At 38.6% G+C, this 24,017-nt stretch carries 20 protein-coding genes; 3 read left to right on the forward strand and 17 right to left on the reverse strand.

Translation table 11 applies throughout. From position 1 onward, the window contains the following. Window positions 1–17: 17 nt before the first annotated feature. The 7 genes from V3Z67_RS12985 to V3Z67_RS13015 form a co-directional block, all read right to left on the reverse strand. Complete coding sequence (locus V3Z67_RS12985; protein ID WP_330443711.1) at window positions 18–2,750, reverse strand: DEAD/DEAH box helicase family protein; 2,733 nt, start codon at window positions 2,748–2,750, stop codon at window positions 18–20. A gap of 104 nt (window positions 2,751–2,854) precedes the next feature. After that, window positions 2,855–3,493 carry an HdeD family acid-resistance protein gene (locus tag V3Z67_RS12990; RefSeq protein ID WP_330443712.1) on the reverse strand — a complete coding sequence of 213 codons (639 nt, stop codon included), beginning with the start codon at window positions 3,491–3,493 and terminating at the stop codon, window positions 2,855–2,857. A gap of 159 nt (window positions 3,494–3,652) precedes the next feature. After that, the gene (gene fabD / locus V3Z67_RS12995) at window positions 3,653–4,528 is read right to left on the reverse strand and encodes an ACP S-malonyltransferase (protein WP_330443713.1); all 876 of its coding nucleotides are present in this window, start codon (window positions 4,526–4,528) and stop codon (window positions 3,653–3,655) included. Window positions 4,529–4,657: 129 nt separating this feature from the next. Further along, complete coding sequence (locus tag V3Z67_RS13000) at window positions 4,658–5,611, reverse strand: bestrophin family protein (RefSeq protein WP_330443714.1); 954 nt, start codon at window positions 5,609–5,611, stop codon at window positions 4,658–4,660. Window positions 5,612–5,634: 23 nt separating this feature from the next. Continuing rightward, complete coding sequence (locus tag V3Z67_RS13005) at window positions 5,635–6,351, reverse strand: hypothetical protein (RefSeq protein ID WP_330443715.1); 717 nt, start codon at window positions 6,349–6,351, stop codon at window positions 5,635–5,637. Between the two features lie 102 nt (window positions 6,352–6,453). Then, entirely contained in the window at window positions 6,454–7,827 is a 1,374-nt protein-coding gene (locus tag V3Z67_RS13010; RefSeq protein ID WP_330443716.1) for a sensor histidine kinase, read from the reverse strand. A gap of 2 nt (window positions 7,828–7,829) precedes the next feature. Beyond that, window positions 7,830–8,504 (reverse strand): response regulator transcription factor, encoded by a 675-nt coding sequence (locus V3Z67_RS13015; RefSeq protein ID WP_330443717.1) that lies wholly within the window; start codon window positions 8,502–8,504, stop codon window positions 7,830–7,832. A 190-nt stretch (window positions 8,505–8,694) separates the two neighbouring features. Between V3Z67_RS13015 and V3Z67_RS13020 the strand changes: the two genes are divergently transcribed. Beyond that, entirely contained in the window at window positions 8,695–10,326 is a 1,632-nt protein-coding gene (locus V3Z67_RS13020) for a hypothetical protein (RefSeq protein WP_330443718.1), read from the forward strand. Between the two features lie 146 nt (window positions 10,327–10,472). Here the strand turns inward: V3Z67_RS13020 and V3Z67_RS13025 are convergent, their stop codons facing one another. From V3Z67_RS13025 to V3Z67_RS13045, 5 genes are all read right to left on the reverse strand, one after another. Further along, window positions 10,473–11,102 carry a YiiX/YebB-like N1pC/P60 family cysteine hydrolase gene (locus V3Z67_RS13025; RefSeq protein ID WP_330443719.1) on the reverse strand — a complete coding sequence of 210 codons (630 nt, stop codon included), beginning with the start codon at window positions 11,100–11,102 and terminating at the stop codon, window positions 10,473–10,475. A gap of 63 nt (window positions 11,103–11,165) precedes the next feature. After that, a complete protein-coding gene (locus V3Z67_RS13030; protein WP_330443720.1) occupies window positions 11,166–11,555 on the reverse strand; it encodes a DUF4878 domain-containing protein in 390 nt (129 codons plus the stop codon). Window positions 11,556–11,625: 70 nt separating this feature from the next. Then, window positions 11,626–12,792 (reverse strand): formate-dependent phosphoribosylglycinamide formyltransferase, encoded by a 1,167-nt coding sequence (purT, locus tag V3Z67_RS13035; protein ID WP_330443721.1) that lies wholly within the window; start codon window positions 12,790–12,792, stop codon window positions 11,626–11,628. Between the two features lie 57 nt (window positions 12,793–12,849). Continuing rightward, window positions 12,850–14,034, reverse strand: coding sequence for a pyridoxal phosphate-dependent aminotransferase (locus V3Z67_RS13040; protein ID WP_330443722.1), 1,185 nt, complete (start codon window positions 14,032–14,034; stop codon window positions 12,850–12,852). Window positions 14,035–14,065: 31 nt separating this feature from the next. Further along, on the reverse strand, window positions 14,066–15,160 hold the full coding sequence (locus tag V3Z67_RS13045; protein WP_330443723.1) for a fatty acid desaturase family protein: 1,095 nt from the start codon (window positions 15,158–15,160) through the stop codon (window positions 14,066–14,068). A gap of 117 nt (window positions 15,161–15,277) precedes the next feature. Here V3Z67_RS13045 and rsmG point away from each other — a divergent pair, with 117 nt between their 5' ends. After that, the gene (gene rsmG, locus V3Z67_RS13050; protein WP_330443724.1) at window positions 15,278–15,907 is read left to right on the forward strand and encodes a 16S rRNA (guanine(527)-N(7))-methyltransferase RsmG; all 630 of its coding nucleotides are present in this window, start codon (window positions 15,278–15,280) and stop codon (window positions 15,905–15,907) included. Between the two features lie 40 nt (window positions 15,908–15,947). Here the strand turns inward: rsmG and pruA are convergent, their stop codons facing one another. The 3 genes from pruA to V3Z67_RS13065 form a co-directional block, all read right to left on the reverse strand. Further along, entirely contained in the window at window positions 15,948–17,579 is a 1,632-nt protein-coding gene (pruA, locus tag V3Z67_RS13055) for an L-glutamate gamma-semialdehyde dehydrogenase (protein ID WP_330443725.1), read from the reverse strand. 112 nt (window positions 17,580–17,691) lie between these two features. Further along, window positions 17,692–18,078 (reverse strand): Co2+/Mg2+ efflux protein ApaG, encoded by a 387-nt coding sequence (apaG, locus tag V3Z67_RS13060; RefSeq protein ID WP_035135027.1) that lies wholly within the window; start codon window positions 18,076–18,078, stop codon window positions 17,692–17,694. A gap of 102 nt (window positions 18,079–18,180) precedes the next feature. Continuing rightward, entirely contained in the window at window positions 18,181–19,443 is a 1,263-nt protein-coding gene (locus V3Z67_RS13065; RefSeq protein WP_330443726.1) for a type IX secretion system plug protein, read from the reverse strand. A 169-nt stretch (window positions 19,444–19,612) separates the two neighbouring features. Between V3Z67_RS13065 and V3Z67_RS13070 the strand changes: the two genes are divergently transcribed. Beyond that, a complete protein-coding gene (locus tag V3Z67_RS13070; protein ID WP_330443727.1) occupies window positions 19,613–22,429 on the forward strand; it encodes a M16 family metallopeptidase in 2,817 nt (938 codons plus the stop codon). Here the strand turns inward: V3Z67_RS13070 and V3Z67_RS13075 are convergent. Both V3Z67_RS13075 and map read right to left on the reverse strand, forming a co-directional pair. Continuing rightward, window positions 22,426–23,193, reverse strand: a complete 768-nt coding sequence (locus V3Z67_RS13075; protein ID WP_330443728.1) for a class I SAM-dependent methyltransferase — start codon at window positions 23,191–23,193, stop codon at window positions 22,426–22,428. The genes V3Z67_RS13070 and V3Z67_RS13075 overlap by 4 nt on opposite strands. After that, a complete protein-coding gene (gene map / locus V3Z67_RS13080) occupies window positions 23,193–24,011 on the reverse strand; it encodes a type I methionyl aminopeptidase (RefSeq protein WP_330443729.1) in 819 nt (272 codons plus the stop codon). The genes V3Z67_RS13075 and map overlap by 1 nt, the downstream gene beginning before the upstream one ends. Between the last annotated feature and the right edge of the window lie 6 nt (window positions 24,012–24,017).

The following is a 24,017-nucleotide window of genomic DNA, read 5'->3' on the forward strand; positions in this document are numbered from 1 at the left end:
ATGTTATGGCTGTGTTATTATCGCCATTTGTTGCCTCTTTCGGGTTTAGGTTCAAACTGTGCCGATAATGATTGTACCCTTGATTTTAAAAGTACTTTTCGCCCTTCAGGTGTTCTTACATATACCAGTTCGCATTCGCCTACATACTCGGTCCAAAGGTTTTCAAAATTTTGTGCCAGCTTTTTATTTCGTCCTATTATTTCAGGTACGGCATGGTAATCCTTTTGTACAATTAGTCCTTTTTTACTTTTCCTGATTATTATATAACGCGGATTATCAATAGGAGCAAGTATCTCCATGAGTGATTCTGTAAAAACCGATTTTTCAAAAGATGTGCCGCCCATTAAATAGCAAAACATATCACCATCTTTACCTATGTCAGTTATTACTCTGGTTTGGTTACTGGGTGTATGTATGCAATGTGCATCAATAAGACTTTTAAGAACGGTTTTACCTATTTGTTGTATATCCTTTGTTATATCACGATAGGTAATATAAACCTTAAAGGTTTTATATGCCTTCCTGCCTAGTGTTACAAATCCAACGCCCACAAACAGGGAGAGAAATACGTAAAAATCGGTCCAGGTTTTGATGTTTTTGGCAGTTCGTCCAAGAGCTTCAAATGATGTTGTTAGGTATAATAGTATCCCCGAAAAGAGTTGTGCGATTAAGTAGCCTATAGTTTTGTTAAAGTATAGATTTTTTAACTGACGTATGGTTTTCTCTTTATGTTCCTGAGGCAGGGTGTAGGGGATTATTATTTCATCTGCCAGACTTACCCCTTTATCAATCGCGTCATGCCAGCGTTTTTTTAATAAATCTCTTTTTAAGCCATACAAGAACATCTCCTCATTTTTGGCATCTATAACGTCTCCCTTGTAAATGTTTTTTGGGATATTAAGCCGGGCTATGCCGTTTTCTATTCCTTGGTTGTCTTTAAAAGATATTCCAACAAATCCCCTAAAGCGTCTTTGGAGCATTTTAAGATCGTTACCACCATTCTGTTCTGTTGGGTCTATGCATACCAGGTGCCATATATTACCTGTTTTATCGGTATTTCCTTTTTGTGCTCGTATAGCCCTTCCTCTCATTTGGTTTGAGAGCACAAACGAACCTACAAAACTTGCCAGTATAAGTGTATTGATACAGGGTGCATCCCAACCTTCACCCAGTAATGATTTTGTTCCGGTTAGGATTTCAATATTACCTTCCTCAAATATTTGGGTTATTATGGTAACAATGTTGTGTTTAAGTTGTTCGTTTGGCGTTATTAAAAGATAATTATCATCAAAAGGAACAGGGGTGCAGCTTAAATCTTTAAGGTTATATTTTTCGGTCTTCTCTTTAAAGGAAGTATAAGCTGTTTTAGGAATAATTATTAACGAGCCTGTAAGTACACCCAGCTTTATATTGTCAGGATTATCTCTTCTCAGTTTTTCAAAAACGGGCATTACGCCAATTTTATCCAGCTTTTTATCATTAAATTCTCCCGATGTGTAAAACTCCTTACGGATGAAATCACAAAGAATAACCATTCTTAGGTCATTCTTCAGGTTGCCAAATTCAAGATTGGCTATTTTTTTAATACCATCCAGTTTACTGATGCTCGAAGTAAGGTTGGCAGAAGCCTTTCTGTCAAGCTCAAAACTTATGGTTTTTTTCTGGGTTACACCATAATGCTTCAGTATTTTCAGCATTGACTCTTTATGCTCTTCATATCCTTCAAAAAGTTCTTTTTCTTTAAATAAATAGAACTGTAGTAGCGATATGAGTCGGTCATTATCAAGTGCGGGTATATTAACGGTATTGTCACCTACCACCTCAAAATGATAAGAATCTATTGTTTTGCCAATACTGTTAAAAAATATAAGGATGTTTATGTAAACCTCAAAGTTGTCGTAAATCCATTCAATGTTATCCTGAGGATTGGCATAGGCAGGCAGACTTTCCAGTGCTGATACAAAAACAGCATCTTCCCTAATTGCAGATATTGCCTGCTGTACTTTGTCTCTGAATTTTTTAATGCTCTCCTGTTCTGTTTGTGAGGGTAGTGTAAAGTATATATAATCCTGATGCGGGCAAAGGTCGTTTTCCTTTACCAGCTCAGGTACTGTTATTTCGGTATCTACCGGTCCGTTCAGTTCGGTGTAGCGTTCCCATTCTGCAGGAGTAACATCATAGGGAGGTGTAGCTGTAAGGGCTACAATTACAGGGTCCAGTTGTTTTTTTATTTTGGTAAGTGTATCCCACCATTCGTTTTTCAGGTGGTGAGCTTCGTCAATAACAATGGTTTTTACATTTTGAGTCTGTAATCCTTTAACTATTTTAGAAAGGTTCTCATTGGTGCTTTTTTCCTCTTTATAGCCGTTTTCCTCTTCCTCAGCAATATCTTCTTCCTTTTCCTGCTTGTTGTTACAGGCGGCATGCATACCCTGATAGGTACTTATGGTAAGGAATTTAGGGTTTTTTATATCGCGCGAAATCCAGTCGGGCACAACATCTGTGTCAAGAAATAACTCGCAAAAGCGTGAAATCCACTGGTTTCTTATTGATATGGTTGGGGCAAGTACAAGGGTAGGGCGGTTAAGCCTTTTCATCACTTCCAGTCCCAATATGGTTTTACCCGAACCCGGAGGCGCAATTACATGCAGGTGCCTGTTGTATAAATGGTCTTCCAGTTCATGAAGCACCCTTTCCTGATATTTTCGCCAGGGATATTTGAATTTGGTGTGGAGCGGAAATTCGTTCAAAGTATAGTGTGTATTTTCGGGTTTATTAAAGGTACGGCAATATATAAAAAATAAAAATCCCTTTCGTGGTAGCGAAAGGGATGATAGGCGTAAGTAAACGGTTATTATTTGCTTTTCAGTTCTTCGTGTATTTCTTTTTTTATCTGATGGAGTTTTTCTTTAAGCTCATCTGATATTTCCTGATGCGTTTTGTGAATGCGTCTAAGTTTAAAGGCCAAAAATATATTATAAATACCTATGGAAAGCAGGGCGGCACCGGTCCAGAAAACCAGTGTCATTCCCGCAAAAATGGGGTTCCATAGCATAACAAATGAGAAAATAAGCCCAAGTATACCCAGAAGTAACAGTCCGTTATAATTTGATGCATCATAATTTTGAAGGTCTATAGCGGTACTTATAGCCATAAGTGAACGGAAAAGCACTATAAAGCCAATGTAAAATGGCAGTGTAGCCATTGATATTTCGGGTCTTACTGTCATAATAATGCCCAGTAGTAAGCTTATTACTCCAGAGGCTAGTATCCATCCCCAGTTGTCTACTTCCTTGTGGTTAAAGGAGGCAAACATGATTTCTGAAAGTCCACTGAAGATAAACGACAGACTGAAAAACAGCGCCAGTGTTATAAATGATTCTAGGGGTGTGGCAAATACATAAAGTCCCAATGCTGTAAATAAAATCCCTATAATTAAAAAGATATACCAATACTTAATGGCATTGTTTACAGTTTTTAAAAATGTTTTCATGTGGTTGGTTGTATATAATAATGCCTACTCTGTAAAGTTTTCGGCTTCTCTTTTCAAAACATTTATAAATAGTGGTAAGTGAGTTTGTTACGTACTATAAATATACGAAAAACCCCCGCTATGAGTGATAACGAGGGCTTCAAAAAAGTAGAAATTTTATTAAGCTGAAGCAGTCTCAGCCTCTTTATTTATTTTCTTAACAAGACCCTGTAACACGTTGCCCGGACCAACCTCTGTAAACAGGGTAGCACCATCGGCAATCATGTTTTGTACGCTTTGTGTCCATTTTACAGGAGCGGTAAGCTGGATGATAAGGTTTTGTTTAATCTCATCCGGGTTAGTTACTGCGCTTGCAGGTACATTTTGGTATACCGGGCATACCGGTGCAGCAAATTGTGTTTTCTCTATAGCAGCAGCCAGTTCTTCTCTTGCAGGCTCCATCATTGGAGAGTGGAATGCACCACCTACAGGCAGTATTAAAGCTCTTCTTGCTCCGGCAGCTTTAAGTGCTTCACAAGCTCTTTCTACAGCAGTAGTCTCACCCGAAATTACAAGCTGACCCGGGCAGTTGTAGTTTGCAGCAACCACAACACCTTCGGTTTGCTCACAAATATCTTCAACAACCTTGTCTTCAAGACCTAATACAGCAGCCATAGTACTTGGTGTTATCTCACATGCTTTTTGCATTGCCATAGCACGTTGAGAAACAAGTTTAAGTCCGTCCTCAAAAGTAAGTGCTCCTGCAGCCACAAGTGCCGAGAATTCACCTAGTGAGTGACCCGCAACCATTTCCGGTTTGAAATCATCGCCTAAGGTTTTTGCTAATATAACCGAGTGAAGGAATACAGCCGGCTGAGTAACTTTAGTTTCCTTAAGCTGCTCTGCAGTACCTTCAAACATAATATCTGTTATACGGAATCCAAGTATATCATTAGCTTTTTCAAATAGTTCCTTTGCAAGGGGAGAGTTTTCATAAAGGTCTTTACCCATTCCTGTAAACTGGGCACCCTGACCCGGAAATACATATGCTTTCATGTTGTTTCAGTTTTGTTTTGTTGCAACAAAAATATAACTTTTTCACAACTAAACTATACCATAAAAAAAACCGCCCCGGGGAAAGGGGCGGCAAACGCTAACCAAACGTCTATGAAGCGTCTTACAAAACTATAAGACAAAATAGGCATTCTTCTCGGGCTGCATGTGGTTTAGCTTAGGGCTCTCAAACATATCGTCGTCAGCATTGTGCTCGTCCCTGTACTCGTGTACCATTTGCAGCAGGTTTTTTTCTATATTATTTGATATCGATATCATAGGGGTATCTGTAGCTCTGTTTTCAAACGGATCCTGTAGGTGTATGGCCATCTTTTCAATAAGGAAGAATGCAGCACCAATAGTGGTTACCAATGGTATTTGCAGCCACCCAAGGAAATCAGTAAGACCAAACGGAAGCAGGGTTAGAAATAATAGCAGTGTAAACCTTATATACATGCTGTATGTAGTAGGGAATACCGTGTTTTTAATACGCTCACATTTACCCATACTGTCACACAGCCTGCTAAGGGTGTTGTCAATCTCTACCTGTTGGTATACATTAATCCTATCCTGATTATTTGCTTTTTTAAGCTCTTTTGCATGTAATAGCAAAAGCGCATTGGGCACATGCTTGTGCTTTTTTACAAAATTGTATTCTTCTTCTGTAAGTAATGATTTTATAGGTTGTAACGGGTCTTTCCCTCTAAGTGACATACCAAGGCTGTAACACCATGCCGCCTGCCTTTTGGCAAATCGTTCTTTAAAGTCGCTTGCCTCTACAGAAAAGTCGGGATCTTCATAAAACCCTATTACCTGTCTTATAAGTGTGCGGGAATCGTTTACAATAGCGCCCCACACAATACGGGCTTCCCACCAGCGGTCATACGCCTGATTGGATTTAAAGGCCAATAGCAACGATATAATGGTGCCAATAATGGTAGGTACTGCAATAGGAATATCTATAGATAGGGCATGGTAGTAATGATGTACTAACTCAAACCCTATAGTATATAATAGTACCAGCACAAGCTCAACTTTAATCTTGCCCAGTACATATTTCATTGGTATCTTTTTCTTTAATAGCATAGCGGTAGTGTTATAATCCGGGACTAGGTGACCGTTTCTGCATGGACAGAAAGCAGTGGTAATCCCAAATTGTGGTTAACTGACTGTTCTTTTCTTCCGCTTTTCTTTGCGGTCCTTCGCGCTTCAATCAGTATGTCTATATTGTTTTTTGAAATGGTCTCGGCTATATGCGGAACCATCTCGTCTATACTCTCTTCAATTTTAGCCTGACTCACAATTTTAAAGGAAAACTGCTCGTTAATCAGTTTCTGTACTTCGTGTATGCCAAGATCAACTTTAGGGTATTCCAAATACATGGCCTTATTGAAGTTGTACTTTTCGCTTTCGTTTCCTAAGTGAAGTATAGGGTATTTGCTGTTAAGCAGTAATTGTCGGCAGGTGGTGTGAAGACTGTTTTTTTCTTCTTTGTATGATCTGGTTAATATAACCAAATCAGTATCCAGGTGATCCATTAGGTTTTTTAATAATGGTGCCGACATGCCACACTGATGATGTATTAAGAGTTTGCAATTACCGGTTTGGGTAACAACCTCCCTGCACTGGTTTAATAACGAATTTTGTGCAGGTGTGCAGGAAGGAGTTGTTTCCCTTAGGAATTGAGAAGCAGAATAAGCGTTTGGGATTTTTTGCAGCATCATTAAAACAATACTGCAATTGGTGCCTGTAGTATACTTTACTGCTGTTTTTACAGCAGTTAGAATGTCATTTTCTACCGTAGTAGGAATCAGTATGTTTTTCATAATGCATAAATCTTTTCGGTTTACACATACAAAACAACAGCTCTTGTCTTAAAACGGATTTAAAACAATATTAGAATTTGATAAGATTTTATATTAGAGTTTTTAATGTTGAGGTGTGGTAAATACTATATTTACCACTGTTCCCTTACCGGATTCCGACTGGATTAAAAGTTCGCCGCCGTGCATACGTATAATTTTCATAGCCAAAGGAAGTCCTAAGCCGTAGCCTACATATTTTGAGGCGGCCTTTTTACCCCTAAAAAAAGGTTCGTAAAGATAAGGGATATCTTCGGGAGGGATACCAATACCAATATCGGTAATACTTATTTTAATAGTTTGCTTATCAGCAGTGAGAGTTACAAAAACCTCTTCGTTATCAGAATATTTTACCCCGTTTGTAATAATGTTACCTATAGCCAGTTCCAGTAGCGGCCTGTTACAGGGTAGCATTAAAAAAGAATCGTCTTCGGGTAAATTATTAAGATTTATGGTTACCCTGTTGTTTGGGTAAATTTTATTAATGTCGCACTTAACATCCATTAAAACCTCATCTATACGGGCAATATCCTGTACCTGCTTTTTACCGTCATACCCGGTTTGGGTAAGTTTTAAAAGGCTTTCGGTAAGGTTGCCCAAGCGTGAAGCCTGCTTATTAATGTTTTCTAATGAAGTAACATACTCTCCGGTTTCCCTTTCTTTTAGCAGGGCAATTTCGGTTTCGGCTATAATGGTGGTTATAGGAGTTTTTAATTCGTGTGAGGCGTTGTTTATAAAGTTAGCCTGAATTTCAAATGAAGTTTCCAGCCTGTCCAGCATATCATTAAAGGTACGGGTAAGGTCGGCCAGCTCGTCAGACTCCTCTGTTTCCGGAAGGCGGTTGTGTAAATTAGAAGCGCTAATGCGTTTTACCTCTTTGGTTATTCGGGAAACCGGATTAATAAACCTGGTAGCTAAAAAGCGCCCAAAGAAGTAGGCTATTATTATAAAGGCCAGTCCGCCAAAAATCAGTATACGGCTAATGTATATCAAACTGGTATTACCACGTCTGTCGCGGGCAGTAACAATAACCATATAACGCTGTCCTGACTCCTTAAAAATCTGGGCATAGTGGTATTGATGTTCACTGTTTACGGTCCAGCTGGATCCGTTTTTCATTACATCGGCATAAAATTCCGAAGGTAAATCAAGTTTGGTATTGTATTCAAAAGTATCTTCACCGTTTACCTTAAGCACAAAATCATCTTCATTAATAAGCTCCTCAAGTCCGTTTTTTTTAAGGTTCTTGTAATACTCGGCCTTCATAGGGTCGTGCTGGTAATGTATGGAAGCTACAATTTTAGCCCTGTCCTGTAGCCTTTTTAAAAAGTAGTACTGATTATTTTGCTTAAAAAGAAAGAACACAAGCAGGCATAATGCCAGTGTGCTCACCCCCGAAAGGACAATGTAGGTAATGGTAATTTTCTTTTTAATTTGCATAATCAGGGTTTTAAAATGTAGCCCAGTCCTTTAATGGTATGTATTAGTTTAATCGTATAAGGCTTGTCTATTTTCTTTCTCAGGTAGTTAATGTATACATCAACCACATTGGTATTCATATCAAAGTTAATGTTCCACACATTGTCCAGTATTTTTTCGCGGGAGAGCGTAATACCGGTATTCTTGGCAAGGTAGTACAGTAACTTAAATTCTTTTGCTGTAAGGGTAATAAGGTCACCGTTACGTTTAACGGTTTTTGCACGGCGGTCTATCTCCAGGTCGGCAATGGTGATAACCTCTGCGGGTTTCTGGTTCTGTCCGGCTCTTCGTGCCAGTGCATTGATACGAGCTTCAAGTTCACTAAACTTAAATGGTTTAGACATGTAATCATCGGCGCCTGCGTTAAGTCCGGTAACAATATTCTCACTGCTGTTTAGTGCGGTTAGCATAAGTATGGGTACAAAATTGCCTGAAGCTCTTAGCCTGCGGCAAATTTCTATGCCGTTAATATCGGGTAACATAACATCCAGCACGACTACGTCAAACCTGTTATTGTTAATCATATCTAATGCAGTAGTGCCGTCGAGTGCAGCACTCACGTCGTAGTTTTTTTCCGAAAGTCCTTTACGGATAATGGAGAGGAGTTGAGGTTCGTCTTCTACTACTAGCAGTTTCATATATAATTAACAGGGCGTTTTTACAAAAGTAAGAATTGAATTCTTAATTATTTGCAAATTACAATAAGCAATAAATTTTTATGAAATTCACAGTAACAGGGCATATGCCTGCCTTTATGCCGAAATATAACCCTAAAAATGTAACGTTTTGAGTATTTCTTCTACCTATAAATAAACCAAAATAATTATCATGAGAAAACCATTAGCAGTAATATTCGTATTACTCATAGGATTTTTAATTTTTTATACAGCACTTCCCGTAATCAACTACAGGTTTACAGGGTTTGCCGTTGTACTGATTTTCCTAATTGTTTTAGGGAATCTGCTCACGTCACAGGTAAATGTATCTAAAGATAAGGTGAAGTTTAAATTTAGCAAGCTGCAAAAGTTTCTGTTTAGGTTAATCCCAATACTTCTTGTTTATGTGATTGTATTGCCTTTTGTTACAGGGAGCCCTATATTTCATAGCGAGTCATACAGAAAGCTTATTGGCGAGGTAGAAACAGGTAATACTATGTCTAACCATATAGCGCCTATATCTATAGATAAGGTTAGGGTAGTGGATGAAGAACTTGCGTCTCTTTTAGGAGAGAAAATCATAGGGTCAGATCCGGCATTGGGAAGCAAGAGCGAGCTGGGAGAGTTTTTTATCCAAAAAGTGGGGGACGACCTATTTTGGGTAGCTCCGTTGTTACATTCGGGCTTTTTTAAATGGCTTAATAATACTGAGGGTACCGATGGTTATGTTATGGTATCGGCAACAAACGAACGTGATGTAAGACTGGTGCAAAAGCTAAACGGGAAAGATATTAAGATAAAATACCAACCCGAAGCATTCTTTGGCAGCAGGGTAGACAGGCATGCTTATTTTAATGGCTATGCTACGACTGGACTAACTAAGTTTATTTTTGAGGTAGATAATGAAGGAAATCCTTTTTGGGTAGCCTCAAAATACGATAAGGAAATAGGATTTTCCGGTAATGATGCTGTAGGTGTTGTAGTGATTGATGCTCAAACCGGAGCAATAAAAGAATACAATATAGCCGATACTCCGTTGTGGATTGACAGGATACAGCCTATTTCATTTGTTATTGACCAGTTGTCTGACTGGGGCGAATATGTTCATGGGTACTGGAACTGGAGTAATGAAGATAAACTAATGATTACCGAAGACCTTACCCTGGTTTATGGTAAAGATGGCAGGCCGTATTGGTACACCGGAGTATCATCAGTAGGTAAAGATGAGTCGGCGGTAGGTTTTGTGCTGGTTGATACCCGTACTAAAGAAACTACTTTTTATAAACAGAGTGGTGCAACCGAATATGCCGCACAAAAATCGGCAGAGGGTAAAGTGCAGGAAAAACGTTATCATGCTTCCCTGCCTGTGCCTTACACAATAAACGGGATTCCAACTTATGTTATGACCTTAAAAGATGGTGGCGGACTTGTAAAAATGTATGCTATGGTCGCAATAGGTGATTATACTATAGTAGGGGTGGGGAATACCATGCCGGAGGCACTTATGGCTTATAAGAATGTATATAACATGTCGGGTAACCGTATTAACCCTGATGCTGAAGATACCCGTACAAACTTAACTACTGTGATATCCCGAATACAAAGTGATATTAAAAACGGAAATAGTTTTTATTACTTTACTGTTGATGGCAGTTCTAAAATATTTATTGGGTCGTCACAGTTGTCTAACGAACTTCCGGTAACCAAGGAAGGAGACAGTATTACCATATCGTTTGATAATGATGTGGAAGACGTGATAAATGTTTCAACGTTTGATAACCTCAAACTAGGAATTGAAAAATAATGAAAAGGCCGGTTTATCCGGTCTTTTTTACTGATACTGATTAATTCGGATTTTGTCATTTTGACGACAGGAAAAATCTCTTAATAGTTTGAGATTCTTCACTCCGCTCTGTTACGTTCAGAATGACATTTTCGACTAGTTTAGTTTTATTGATACTGATTAATAATGATGTCAAAATAATCAGTGCTGTAAATGTTTTCTACAGCATAAAAAAACTTTTTTCGTTCCTCATGTTCTTTAGGGAGTTTTACGAGTTGCAAATCCCTTTCCAGTATATGCCAAATGAGTTCGGTACAGTAAAAAGATTCGGTATTATCAATAGTACCTGAGCTGTCAAACGGAATTTGTAGTTTGCAATAATAGGCTGCCCGTAATGCTATGTTGTGCCCTATGGTATCTGTAGTATTTTTAGTTCTGGTAACGATAATTTTTTGCGGGGTACTGTAGGATAAAAAGGTTTCAAGAGGCTGTGCCTGTACGCCATCAATATCCGATACATCTGATGATAGGGAATGTACTACATAAAATTCATTATCTTTTTTTATAATAATGCCGCAATGGGTAATGTCGTATGAACCATGATTGAGATTTTGCGCTATAAAATCACTAAAGTGACCAAATCCTTTACGCAGTATAAAATCTCCTTCTTTAATTAAAGATATCTCACGGTTATTTAGGCGTGAACTGTTTTCGTGCAGTTTAACCAATTTGCTTTCGGTCTGTTTATCAAAGTAGAAAACCGATTTGTAAGCTATAATAGCAAAAATAAAAAGCATTACCAGTCCTGTAAAGAGTTTCAGGATCCGGTAATGCTTTATTAAAAAGTATTTAGACAGCAATTATCTTGCTCCTTCTTTATTCATGTCTACTTTCCACTCACCATCAACCTTTACAAGGTTAAGTTGATTTTCACTACCTTCAGTGTTTTCACCTCCGGTAAGCTTAAATTTAACGGTAGCTTTGTCTTCATTTACTTCAGATGAGGTAATTTCTACTTTTACATCTTTATTTCTTTCTTTCATCTCCTCCATTTTACCTTGTGCAAAACCTTCGGCCATTCCAAGCATAGCAGCTGTTTTATCGGTACTTAGTTCTTTAGCTTTGCTAAACTCTCCCTGATTGGTGTACTCAATAAATTTTTTAGCAGTATCCTCAGGGCCATTGCCTGAACATGAAGAAAGTGAAAGGGATAATACCACAGCCAGTGCGGCTAGTTTTAATTGTTTCATTTATTTGTTGGTTTGTTTCTGTAAAAGTGCTTTTTTCTGTTATAAGTAAATTATTTTATAGCTTGCTTATTTATGCATGAACCTTAACTAATGCAGCCGCTGCTTTTGCTTTTTCCACTACTTCTTCCACAGGTGTATCGGTAGTATCATAAGTAAGGGATACACCCATCCTGCGGTACGGACGTGAGGTAGGTTTTCCAAACAACCTGAAATCAGTTTTAGGAAGGGCAGCGATTTTTTCCACACCTGTAAAAGTAGGATTATCACTATTTTCAGATGCCAGTATAACAGCGCTTGCACCGGTTCTTTCTAAAGTGATGTCATGTATTGGCAGGCTTAATATAGCTCTAAGGTGTAGTTCAAACTCATTAAAGTTTTGAGTTCCTGCAAGCGTTACCATGCCTGTGTCATGTGGTCTTGGGGAAAGTTCAGAGAAGTACACACCCTCATCCGTAAGGAAGAACTCCACGCCAAATATACCTGCTCCGCCAAGGGCTTCTGTCACTTTACGTGCCATGTCCTGAGCTTCGGCAATATCTTTGTCGCTAACCCTTGCCGGCTGCCAGCTTTCCTGGTAATCTCCGCGTTCCTGCCTATGGCCTATAGGTGCGCAAAACAGGGTTGGGTTATTGTTTTGTGTTACGGTAAGCAGGGTGATTTCTGAATGGAAGTTTACAAAAGCCTCCACAATTACTTCCACTACGTCACCGCGTGAACCTTCTACAGCATACTTCCATGCTTTCTCGATATCTTCCTGAGTTTTAATGGTAGACTGTCCTTTACCTGAAGATGACATTAACGGCTTAACCACACATGGCATACCTACTTCACTTACGGCTTTTTGAAGCTCTTCTGCCGATGTAGCATAACGGTAGTTAGCAGTACGCAGGCCAAGATCTTTTGCAGCAAGATCTCGTATGGCTTTACGATTCATTGTAAAATTAGCTGCCTTAGCCGATGGTACTACGGTAATACCCTGTTTTTCGTAATCGTAAAAACGCTCGGTTCTTATGGCTTCAATTTCAGGAACTATAAAATCAGGATTGTGTTTTGCAACTATGGCATCCAGTGCGGTGCCATCCAGCATATTGATAACCTCAAAAGCATCGGCAACCTGCATTGCCGGAGCCCCTGCATAACTGTCTGCCGCAATAACGGTTTGACCTATACGCTGTGCTGCGATTACAAACTCTTTGCCTAATTCTCCTGAACCTAATAAAAGTATTTTTTTTTGCATATTACTTGTTATGTATATAATCAAAAAGCCCTGCTTTGGGCAGGGCAGTATTTTGTATTAAGCAAGTGCTTCCTTAATTCTTCGTATGGCTTCAATCAGTTGATCTTCGCTCGTTGCATAAGAAAAACGTATACAGTTAGGATTACCAAATGCATCTCCGGTTACAGTAGCCACATTAGCGTGCTCCAGTAGGTACATAGAAAAGTCATCTGCATTTTTAATCTCAACACCATTTATGGTTTTTCCGAAATATTCAGACACATCAGGGAAAACATAAAATGCTCCCTCAGGTACATTAATCTTAAAGCCCGGTATTTCTTTTACAAGGTTAACTACTAAATCCCTACGTTTGTGGAAAGCATCAACCATATATTTGATAGCAGAAGGATCGGCCTCAACAGCAGCGATTGTAGCACGCTGTGCAATACTGTTTGCACCACTTGTTACCTGTCCCTGTATTTTAGTACATGCCTTAGCAATAAACTCAGGTGCTCCTATGTAACCAATTCTCCATCCTGTCATGGCGAATGCTTTAGCAACTCCATTTACAGTAATTGTTCTTTCCAGCATGCCCGGAATAGAAGCTATACTGCAAAATGTACCGGAATAGTTAATGTGTTCATAGATCTCATCAGATACTACAAAAATATTAGGATGTTTCTCTAATACTTTAGCGATAGCTGTAAGTTCCTCACGGTTGTAAACAGAACCACTAGGATTACAAGGTGAGCTAAACCACATCATTTTTGTTTTGGGTGTGATAGCAGCCTCAAGCTGTTCGGCAGTCATTTTAAAATCGGTTTCAACAGATGTAGGTACTTCTACCGGTACACCTCCCGAAAGTTTTACGATTTCTACATAGCTTACCCAGTATGGTGCAGGCAGTATAACCTCGTCACCATAGTTAAGCATTACCTGTGCAATATTATATAGCGATTGCTTTGCACCTGTAGAAACTACTATTTGCGAAGGCTTGTATTCAAGCCCGTTGTCTCTTTTAAATTTGTTACATATAGCTTCTTTAAGCTCCACATAACCATCTACCGGAGGGTATGCGCTGTAATTTTCGTCAATGGCTTTTTTAGCCGCTTCCTTAATAAAGTCCGGAGTATTAAAATCCGGTTCGCCAAGGCTAAGGCTTATAATGTCTTTTCCCTGTGCTTTTAGCTCTCTGGCTTTTGCTGCCATAGCAAGCGTTTGTGAAGTAGACAGATTATTAATCCTGTCAGAAAGCTGATTCATCGTTCTACTGTATTTAATTGACTGTAAAATATTAATTTAATGCCGGTTTCATTCCCAGCTCTTTTAAATGCCTGAAATGTGCTGCAATGGCACTGCGCATGGTTTTGAACTCATGGTAAGGCAGGTTATGCTCTTTTGCAGTTTGTTTTACGATTTTTGCGATAGCCCCATAATGGACGTGGCTTATATTCGGAAAAATATGGTGTTCAATTTGGTGGTTTAGGCCTCCTGTAAACCAGTTTACAATTTTGTTTTTAGGAGCAAAGTTTGCTGTGGTGTATAGCTGGTGTATAGCCCAGGTGTTTTCAATTTCACCATTCTCGCCCGGTATTGGATTGTCTGTTTCCTCCACTACGTGTGCCAGCTGAAAAACAACGCTTAGTATAAGCCCCGCCGTGTAGTGCATTACAAAGAAACCTATAAGTACTTTCCACCATGTGATTCCTAAAATCATTGGGATGGCAAGCCAGATAATAACATAAATAAGTTTGGTAATTACCAGTACTGTCCATTGTTTTACCGGACTTTGGAATTTACCGTAAGAAAGCCCTTTTTTAATGTACCTTCTCATCTGTTTTATATCGGTAGTAATAGCCCAGTTAAAGGTTAGTAAACCATATAGGAAAATAGAGTAGTAGTGTTGAAATTTGTGGAACCTTCTCCATGTTGCACTATGTGTAAAACGGATTATCCTTCCTGCATCAAGGTCTTCGTCATGACCGTGAATGTTTGTGTAAGTATGATGCAGTACATTGTGCTGTACCTGCCAGTTGTATACGTTACCTGCCAAAACATAAATGCTTCCGCCCATAAACTGATTTAACCATGATTTTGACGAGTAGGAACCATGGTTGCCGTCGTGCATTACATTCATTCCTACACCAGCCATTCCTACACCCATAACAATGGTTAGTAGCAGCTGTACCCATACCGACATGTTAAGCGTAAGTATTAAAAAGTAAGGTGCTAAAAACAGGGTAAACATTATAATTGTTTTTAGGTGTAGTTTCCAGTTACCTGTTTTTTTAAGGTTATTTTCCTTAAAGTATTCGTTTACACGTTTGTTTAGTGTTCTGAAAAATTTTATTGAGTCGTTTTTTGAAAAAACGGGAGTATTGATATTCATTGTCTTAATAGTTGAAATCCAAGGGCTTCAAAGGTAGTTATTAATGAATTGCAAAACGAAAAAAATGATGTAAAAATTAGCATTCAAAATGCTTACTTTTGTCTAAAATTAAAATTAATGGAGGAGATTGTTAGATATTTTCCTGATCTTACCGAGAGGCAGAAGGAGCAGTTTGCACAACTTGAAGAACTTTATACCGACTGGAATTCAAAAATCAATGTGATTTCCAGAAAGGATATAGAGTCGTTATATACAAAACACGTATTGCATTCACTTGGTATTGCAAAGGTTATGGAGTTTAAGCCGGGAGCAAAGGTTATGGATGTGGGGACCGGAGGAGGTTTTCCGGGAATACCACTAGCTATACTGTTTCCTGAAACCCAGTTTTACCTTATTGATGTTATTGCCAAAAAAATAAAGGTAGTAAACGGTGTGGCTGAAGCTTTAGGTCTTACCAATGTGAAAGCTGAACAGATGCGTGCCGAAAAGGTGAACGAGGAGTTCGATTTTATTGTGAGCCGTGCCGTGACTAATATGCCTGATTTTGTAAAATGGGTTAGGGGTAAAGTCAAAAAGGATCAGAATCATGATTTACCTAATGGTATATTATATCTAAAAGGTGGCGACCTTACAGAAGAGCTTTCTGTTTTCCAGAGAACTACAATTTATAATCTTTCCGATTATTTTGATGATGAATTCTTTGAGACCAAAAAGGTGGTGCACCTTGCAATGAAATATAAAGTATAAAAAAGGCTTCCTATTAGGAAGCCTTTTTTGATTTTATGTATTATCCAAGGAAAGGATATCTGTAATCTGTTGGCGGAACAAAAGTTTCCTTGATTGTTCTTGGAGAAACCCAACGTAACAGGTTCAGTACAGATCCTGCTTTGTCGTTTGTTCCCGATGCTCTCGCGCCACCAAAAGGCTGTTGTCCTACAACGGCACCTGTTGGCTTGTCATTAATGTAGAAGTTACCTGCGCAGTTTTCAAGCGCTTTTGCAGCCTGCTCAATAGCATAACGATCCTGGCTGAAAACAGCTCCCGTTAATGCGTATGGAGAAGTTTGGTCTACAAGGGTAAGTGTTTCTTCCCATTTAGCATCTTCGTATACATAGATGGTTAATACAGGACCAAAAAGCTCAGTATGCATAGTTTCATACTGAGGGTTTGTAGTTAAAATAACTGTTGGCTCTATAAAGTAACCTACTGATTTGTCATATTTACCACCGGCAATGATTTCGGCATCAGATGCATTTTTAGCAGCATCAATATAGCTTGCCAGCTTGTCAAACGATCCCTCGTGAATAACACAGGTAATAAAGTTTGAAAGATCTTCAGGAGAACCCATTTTCATTGAAGCAATATCGGCAACAAGTTTTTCTTTAACCTCCGGCCATATAGACTGAGGGATGTAAGCTCTTGAAGCAGCCGAACATTTTTGTCCCTGGAACTCAAAAGCACCTCTTGAAAGCGCTGCTGCTACCTGTGCAGGTATAGACGAAGGGTGAGCAATAACGAAATCTTTACCACCTGTTTCACCTACAATTCTTGGGTAGGTTTTGTAAATACCTTTACCCATATTATTACCTATTTTTGCCCAAATACCATTAAATACAGCTGTAGAGCCTGTATAATGTATTCCTGCAAAATCAGGGCTTTCTAAAAGAGTATCTGTTATCATAACAGGGTCACCGTGAACCATGTTGATTACACCGTCAGGTAATCCTGCAAGTTTAAATACTTCCATGATTACGTTAGCACTGTATACCTGAGCTGCGCTAGGTTTCCATACCACTACATTACCCATTAAGGCAGGAGAGGCAGGAAGGTTACCTGCTATAGCTGTAAAGTTAAAAGGAGTAATTGCATAAATAAAACCTTCTAACGGACGGTGCTCCATTCTGTTCCATATTCCGTCTGAAGATACAGGCTGTTCTGCATATATCTGAGTCATGAACTCTACGTTAAAACGTAAGAAATCAATAAACTCACAAGCAGCATCAATCTCTGCCTGATGAACAGTTTTAGCCTGAGCTATCATGGTAGCTGCGTTTATTTTTGCACGGTATGGACCTGCAAGTAAGTCGGCAGCTTTAAGGAATATTGAAGCTCTTTGTTCCCACGCCATTGCAGCCCATTTTGTTCTGGCAGCAAGTGCAGTATCAATAGCTTTTACCACATGTTCCTTTTCGGCTTCGTGGTAAGTACCTACCGTTTTTTTGTGGTCAAAAGGAGGGTTTATTGTTTTGGTTTTACCTGTACGGATCTCTTCCGTACCAATGTATAAAGGCACATCAACAGTACTGTTGTATAGTTCTTTAAAAGTGGCCAGAACCTGCTCTCTTTCGGGAGTTCCCGGAGCATACGATTTAACGGGTTCGTTAAAAGCCTCGGGTACATTGTATATTCCTTTTGGCATAATAATTTATAATTTAAGCAAATAAAAAATTTTTAGTAATGCAAATATACGGAAATATTCTGCTCTTTAATTGCAAAAAAATCATCAATAAATGCTTATGCCTGAAAATATACTAATTAAGTGCAAAAGGAGCACTAAGCCTGAAAGTAGGTATTATTACCCTGAAAGTTCTTGTTGAGGTAAAGTTAATCATATTAAAGTAGCCTCTCATGGCTCCAAAAGGAGATGCCAGCAGGCAGCCTGAGCTGTAAGTATGCTTTTCGCCGGGTTTTAGTACGGGTTTTTTGCCTATTACACCTTCGCCATCTACTACTTCAATATCATTAAGGGAGTCGTAAATTTCCCAGTGGCGGGAATTTAACTGTACAGAGTCTTTGCTTTGGTTCTCTATAGTTACCTCATAGGTAAAGGCAAAATGAATCTTGTAGTTCTTAAAGTAAGTACCTTCAAAACTAGTCGAAACAGATATCTTTATGCCTCTTGTAATTTGCGTAACCATAAATTTTCACAGCGTTTTCTAAACAAAAATACGAATTTAATATTGTTGTAGTTTCATTCAGGATATTAAATTAACAAAAAATATTTTTTAAGTCGTTGATTTTTAGTTGATAATGTCTTCAGAATTGGCTTGTCCAAAACCTATTACCCTATCATAACGTTCGTTGTTTTCTCTGTAGTATACAATTACGTTATAATCGTTTTCTGTCTGGAAGAAATTACCGTCGGGAGATGCTCCTCCATTCACTCTTCCTTTAGAGTTGGCAGGGATGTACATATAGTTATTAAAGCCCTGTTTTATCATAACAGCTTTTTCATACATGCCTGTTTTTTCATTGTACTCCATTTTATACTCATCGGTCTTGGTATAGTTGTTAAACATACCGCCTATATAAATATCATCCTTTTCAAAATAGGCAGGGGCACTTAGTTTAAAGAAAACCCATGCATAATCAGCCTCCAGTGTTACATCAGTAACATTAAGGTTGCTGTTGTTAGTTACAAAGTTACCGTTAATATCGGGGTAGTAAGTGTAGGGTTTACTGCCTCGGGCTTCGTTTGCATATAATATGTTATTGTAAATCTCGCCACCGGTTACCCTTAATACATTGTTTACGGCATTACGAATGTCTTTATTGTCAAAATAGAGGTATTCGTTACCGGCCCAAAACTGGGTTTCTTTGTCATATTTGTATATAAGGTCGTTACCTATGGTATATTGTGGTTTTATGTTGTAAATGGCATTGTCAAACCTTCCGTTCTGAAAAAGTGCTACCTTAACATTTTGCTGTGGCATCTGGAAAATAAAGGCATTGGTTTTTATGGCAAAATCCATATTGTGTTTTTCCTGGATTTCGTTCATCCCCCTGGCTCTTTTAACCTGTAACGGAACCGATACTTTTTCTTCATATACCACAAAACGTCGGGACATTACAATCTCTCTGTCTTCATTAAGTATGTTAAGTATATAGTTACCTGTTAGTTGTATACGTGTAAATCTATTAGGGAATGATAATACGTAATGCGAATAGATTTGCAGTGTGTTAAACGAGTTTTGATAGTTTTGTATACGCTGATTATCAAATCCCGAAATGTATTCATTTACGGTTAATTGTGATTTGGTCCAGTCATAATTACAGTGTGTAAGTGTGTAATAGTAATTAGCTTCGTTGCCAAAAAGATCGTCAAAAGCAAAAGTGAAATTTTCGCCCAGTCTGAAAAACGGATATACATTTTCCCCGTTTTGCATAAATGAGGCTGTTTTAATGTTGTAAGGTGGTGCAACCTCTTCTAATACCTGTGCATTAGCATATGATAACTGTATAAGGAAAACGAGACAAATAAGTCGTAAACGGGCTTTAAGCATGTTTTAATTACTATTTATAAGGGTAGTAAATATAGCAAATATATTATTTCATAGTAATGTTTATCAAAACCTGTGCCCTAAAAATTTATTTAAACACCTGTTATGGAAAATAGTACAATAAAATAAAGGCTTTTAAAGTTAATAAACTAAACCAACTAAATATTTTAAAATGAAACACCTTCGACTATGGATGTTCCTAGTTGCTTCGCCTTTGTTAGGGACGGCTCAGGATCTTCAGGGCGACAGCCCGATTCCCCTTGATCCGGATGTAAGAACCGGGAAACTTAAGAACGGACTTACCTATTACATCAGGAAAAACAATAAGCCGGAAGATAAAGTAGACCTGCGGCTTGTAATTAACGCCGGGTCTATTTTGGAAAATGACGACCAGCAGGGGCTTGCCCACTTTATGGAGCACATGTGTTTTAACGGCACAAAAAACTTTCCTAAAAACAAACTGGTAGACTACCTGCAAAGTATAGGGGTGAAGTTTGGGCAGCACCTTAATGCTTATACCAGTTTTGATGAGACTGTTTACTTTCTTCCTATCCCTTCTGATGATCCCGAAAAGCTTGAAAAAGGCTTTAGTATTATAGAAGACTGGGCTTTTAATGCTGTACTGACTCCCGAAGAAATTGACAAAGAGAGAGGTGTAGTGCTGGAGGAATACCGTCTTGGACTTGGAGCCGATGACAGAATGAGGAAACAGTTTATGCCAAAAGTGATGTATCAGTCGCATTATGCTAACCGTATGCCTATTGGTAAAAAGGAGATACTGGAAAACTTTACCTACGATAAGATTACGAGTTTTTATAAAGACTGGTACAGACCAGACCTTATGGCTGTTATTGTAGTGGGAGATATCGATGTGGATGAGATGGAAAAGAAAGTAAAGAAACATTTTGCATCGTATAAAAATCCTAAAAACGAACGCCCGAGAAAAGTATTTGAAGTGCCTAATCATGAAGAAACCTTTGTTTGTGTAGAGACAGATAAAGAGGCTTCAGGCTCTCAGGTACAGGTGCTTTATAAGGATTATACCGAGCCAAAAAAACTGGTAACGGTTAATGATTACAAGGAGTCTCTGGAAAGATCGTTATTTGCTACAATGCTAAATAACAGATTAGAGGAGATTAGGAATTCGCCAAATCCGCCGTTTACTTTTGGATATAGCTATCATGGAGGTGCAATGGTTAGGTCTAAAGAGGCTTATATGTCTTTTGCAATGACATCTGAAGACAAGCAGCTTGATGCCTTAAAGGTATTGGTAGAAGAGAGTGAAAGAGTAAGGAAGTATGGTTTCTCGCAAAGTGAACTGGAAAGAGCAAAAACAGAAAGACTTGCCTACCTTGAGAAAAGTTATAATGAAAGGGATAAAACGTACTCATCTCGCTTTGTAGGTGAATACCAATCACACTTTTTGGAAAAAGAACCTATGCCGGGTATAGAGTGGGAATATAATGCGACTAAAGAACTTTTGGATAAGGCTTCTCTTGAAAATATTAATGCACTGGCAGGGAAATACCTTAAAAAGGATAACAGGGTAGTGATTTTTACGGGGCCTGAAAAAGAAGGACTCAAAAAGCCTACAGAGAAAGAGATACTTTCTATAATAGATATGTCTGCCGATAATATCACTCCATATGAAGACAAAGAGATTGCTTCAAGCCTTTTGAGAAATGAGGTGACTCCCGGGGCTGTAGTGAAAAAGGAGCAGGATGATGAAGTGGGTACTACTACATTATATCTTTCTAACGGAGCTAAAGTTACTTATAAAAAGACCGATTTTAAAAATGATGAGATTATAATGAAAGCGATAAGCTTTGGGGGGAGTAACCTATATTCTAATGAAGAGTATAAAAAAATCCAGTTTGCTATGAGCGGACTTGATGAAGCTGGTTTTTCGGGTTTAAATCTCAACGATATTAATAAATTCATGACGGGTAAAATTGCGAGGGTTTCTCCTTATGTTGGAGGTACTACTGAGCAAATGGACGGCAGTTGCACACCAAAAGATATGGAATATATGATGCAGATGATGTATGCTTATTTTACCGATTTGAATTATGATGAAGAGGCTTTTAACAGTTATAAACAAAAGCAGTCGGCATTTTTTGATAACATGGCTTCACAGCCTTCTTTCTATTTCCAGCAGGAGCTTTATTCTTTTTTATATAAAGATAATCCAAGGTTTAACGGTATTATCCCAACAAAAGAAACTTGGGCACAAGCCGATTATAAACTGGCTTATGATAAGTATAAAGAGCGTTTTGCAAATGCAGCCGACTTTGAGTTTTACTTTGTAGGTAATATTGATGACGCTAAAATGGAAGAGTATGCAGCTAAATATATAGCATCGCTGCCAGCTGTTAAAGGTGAGAAAGAAAAAATGACCGATTTAGGTTTTAGGCTTTTAAGCGGAGAGCATAAAAAAGTGGTTAACAAAGGCACAGATCCTAAGAGTACTGTTAGGATTATGTTTTATGGAGAGCCAACAAAGTATGATGCAAATGAAGCGCTTGCCATGCGAGCTTTGGGAGAAGTGCTAACCATAAAACTTCTTGAAGAGTTAAGAGAAAATGAAAGCGGAGTATATGGAGTTAATGCCAGTGGTAGTATAGGTAAAGTTCCTTATGCCTGGTATAGCTTTAATATAGGTTTTCCATGTGGTCCTGAAAATGCTGAAAAGCTAACAGAATCAGCACTTAGGGAGCTGGATAAGATTATAGCAAACGGACCTGAAGAGAAAGATCTTAATAAGTTTAAGGAAGGCGAGCTTCTGGATTATAAAAAGAAAATAAAAGAGAATAGTTACTGGATGAGTTACTTTAACTGGTGTTTCAATACCGGTGATGATCTTAGTGATATATTTAAGGTTGAAAGTAAAGTAAACGCCCTTACAACTAAAGATTTACAGGCTGTTGCTAAAAAATATCTTACTAAAGATAAGGTAGTGGCAATACTTATGCCTGAAGGAACAAATTAATCTTTATAACAAACAGGGATAATTTCTCCCTTTGCCAGACAAAATCGCTCCACATCAGCTGGGGCGATTTTTTTTGTGTAATCTTCCTCAACAACACGGAAGCCGATACTTCTTAACTTGTCAAAATAATCACGACCGTATACCCTTACGTGGTCATATTGCCCAAATATTCTGGCACGTTCTTTTGGGTCGGTAATAGAATCGTCCTCAAAAGTGGTTTCGCGGTTCAAATCTTGCGGAATCTGGAAAATCCCCATGCCTCCCGGTTTCATTATGCGGTAAAGCTCCTGCATGGCTTTGGTGTCATCTGGAATGTGTTCCAAAACGTGATTGCACAGTATAAAATTGTAGCTGTCGTCCTCAAACGGAAGGTTACATATATCTGCCTTAACATCTGCAAGAGGAGAGTTAAGATCGGTAGTAGTGTAATCTAAATTTTTCTGGTTCCTAAAGCGTTTGTAAAAAGCCTGTTCAGGAGCAAAATGGAGTACTTTTTTGTGACCTGTAAAAAAATCAGTCTCGTTTTTAAGGTATAACCATAGCAGGCGGTGCCTTTCCAGAGAAAGGGTACCGGGTGCCAATACATTATTACGTTGATGCCCGTAACCGTACGGCAAAAAGCTTTTAAAGCTTTTGCCGTCTATCGGGTCGGTATATGTATTACCTTTCAAGGCTAGTGCAATTACAGGTCTAACTACATAGCTTAACCTAATAAGCAATGGCCTTGGTATGGTATTGAGAACTAATTTAAACAGTTTTTTCATTACAGCACTAAAGGTACAGCCCTAAACTCATCTTCTTCGTTAGACTCAATTCCTAAAGCTTTGTATACATAAGCAAAAGTAGAAAGCAGTTCAGGTTTGCCATTTACAAGAGCTACGTCGTGCTCAAAGTGTGCACTTGGTTTTTTATCGGCAGTTACAATAGTCCAGCCGTCCTTAAGTTGCTTTACATTTTTAGTACCCATGTTAATCATAGGTTCAATGGCAACCACCATACCTTCAATGAACTTTTTACCACGTCCGCGTTTACCGTAGTTAGGCATGTTTGGATCTTCGTGCATTTTTCTTCCAAGTCCGTGACCTACAAGATCTCTAACTACACCATAGCCGTGACCTTCGGTATATTGTTGTATGGCATGACCTACGTCTTCCACGCGGTTGCCCATTTTAAATTCTCTTATACCTATGTAAAGCGATTCTTTAGTAACTTTTAATAGCTTGCGGGTTTCTTCGGTAACATTACCTATTTCAAAAGTATAGGCATGGTCACCGTAAAATTCATTTTTAAGAGCACCACAATCTACCGATACTATGTCGCCATCCTCAATAGGTCTGTTAGTAGGTAATCCGTGTACAACCTGTTCGTTAACGCTGGTTAACAGGGTTGACGGACAGTTGTAAAGGCCTTTAAATCCCGGTACTGCACCGTGGTCACGAATAAACTCTTCGGCAAGCCTGTCAAGGTGAAGGGTGGTTACACCCTCTTTTATTTCAGAGGCGATCATACCTAATGTTTTAGAAACAATCAGGGCACTTTCGCGCATTAGTTCTATTTCTTCTTTAGTTTTTTGGATAATCATATGCTA

Origin of the sequence: Flavobacterium sp. C4GT6 (assembly GCF_036347315.1) — a bacterium.
Taxonomy (GTDB): Bacteria; Bacteroidota; Bacteroidia; order Flavobacteriales; family Flavobacteriaceae; genus Flavobacterium.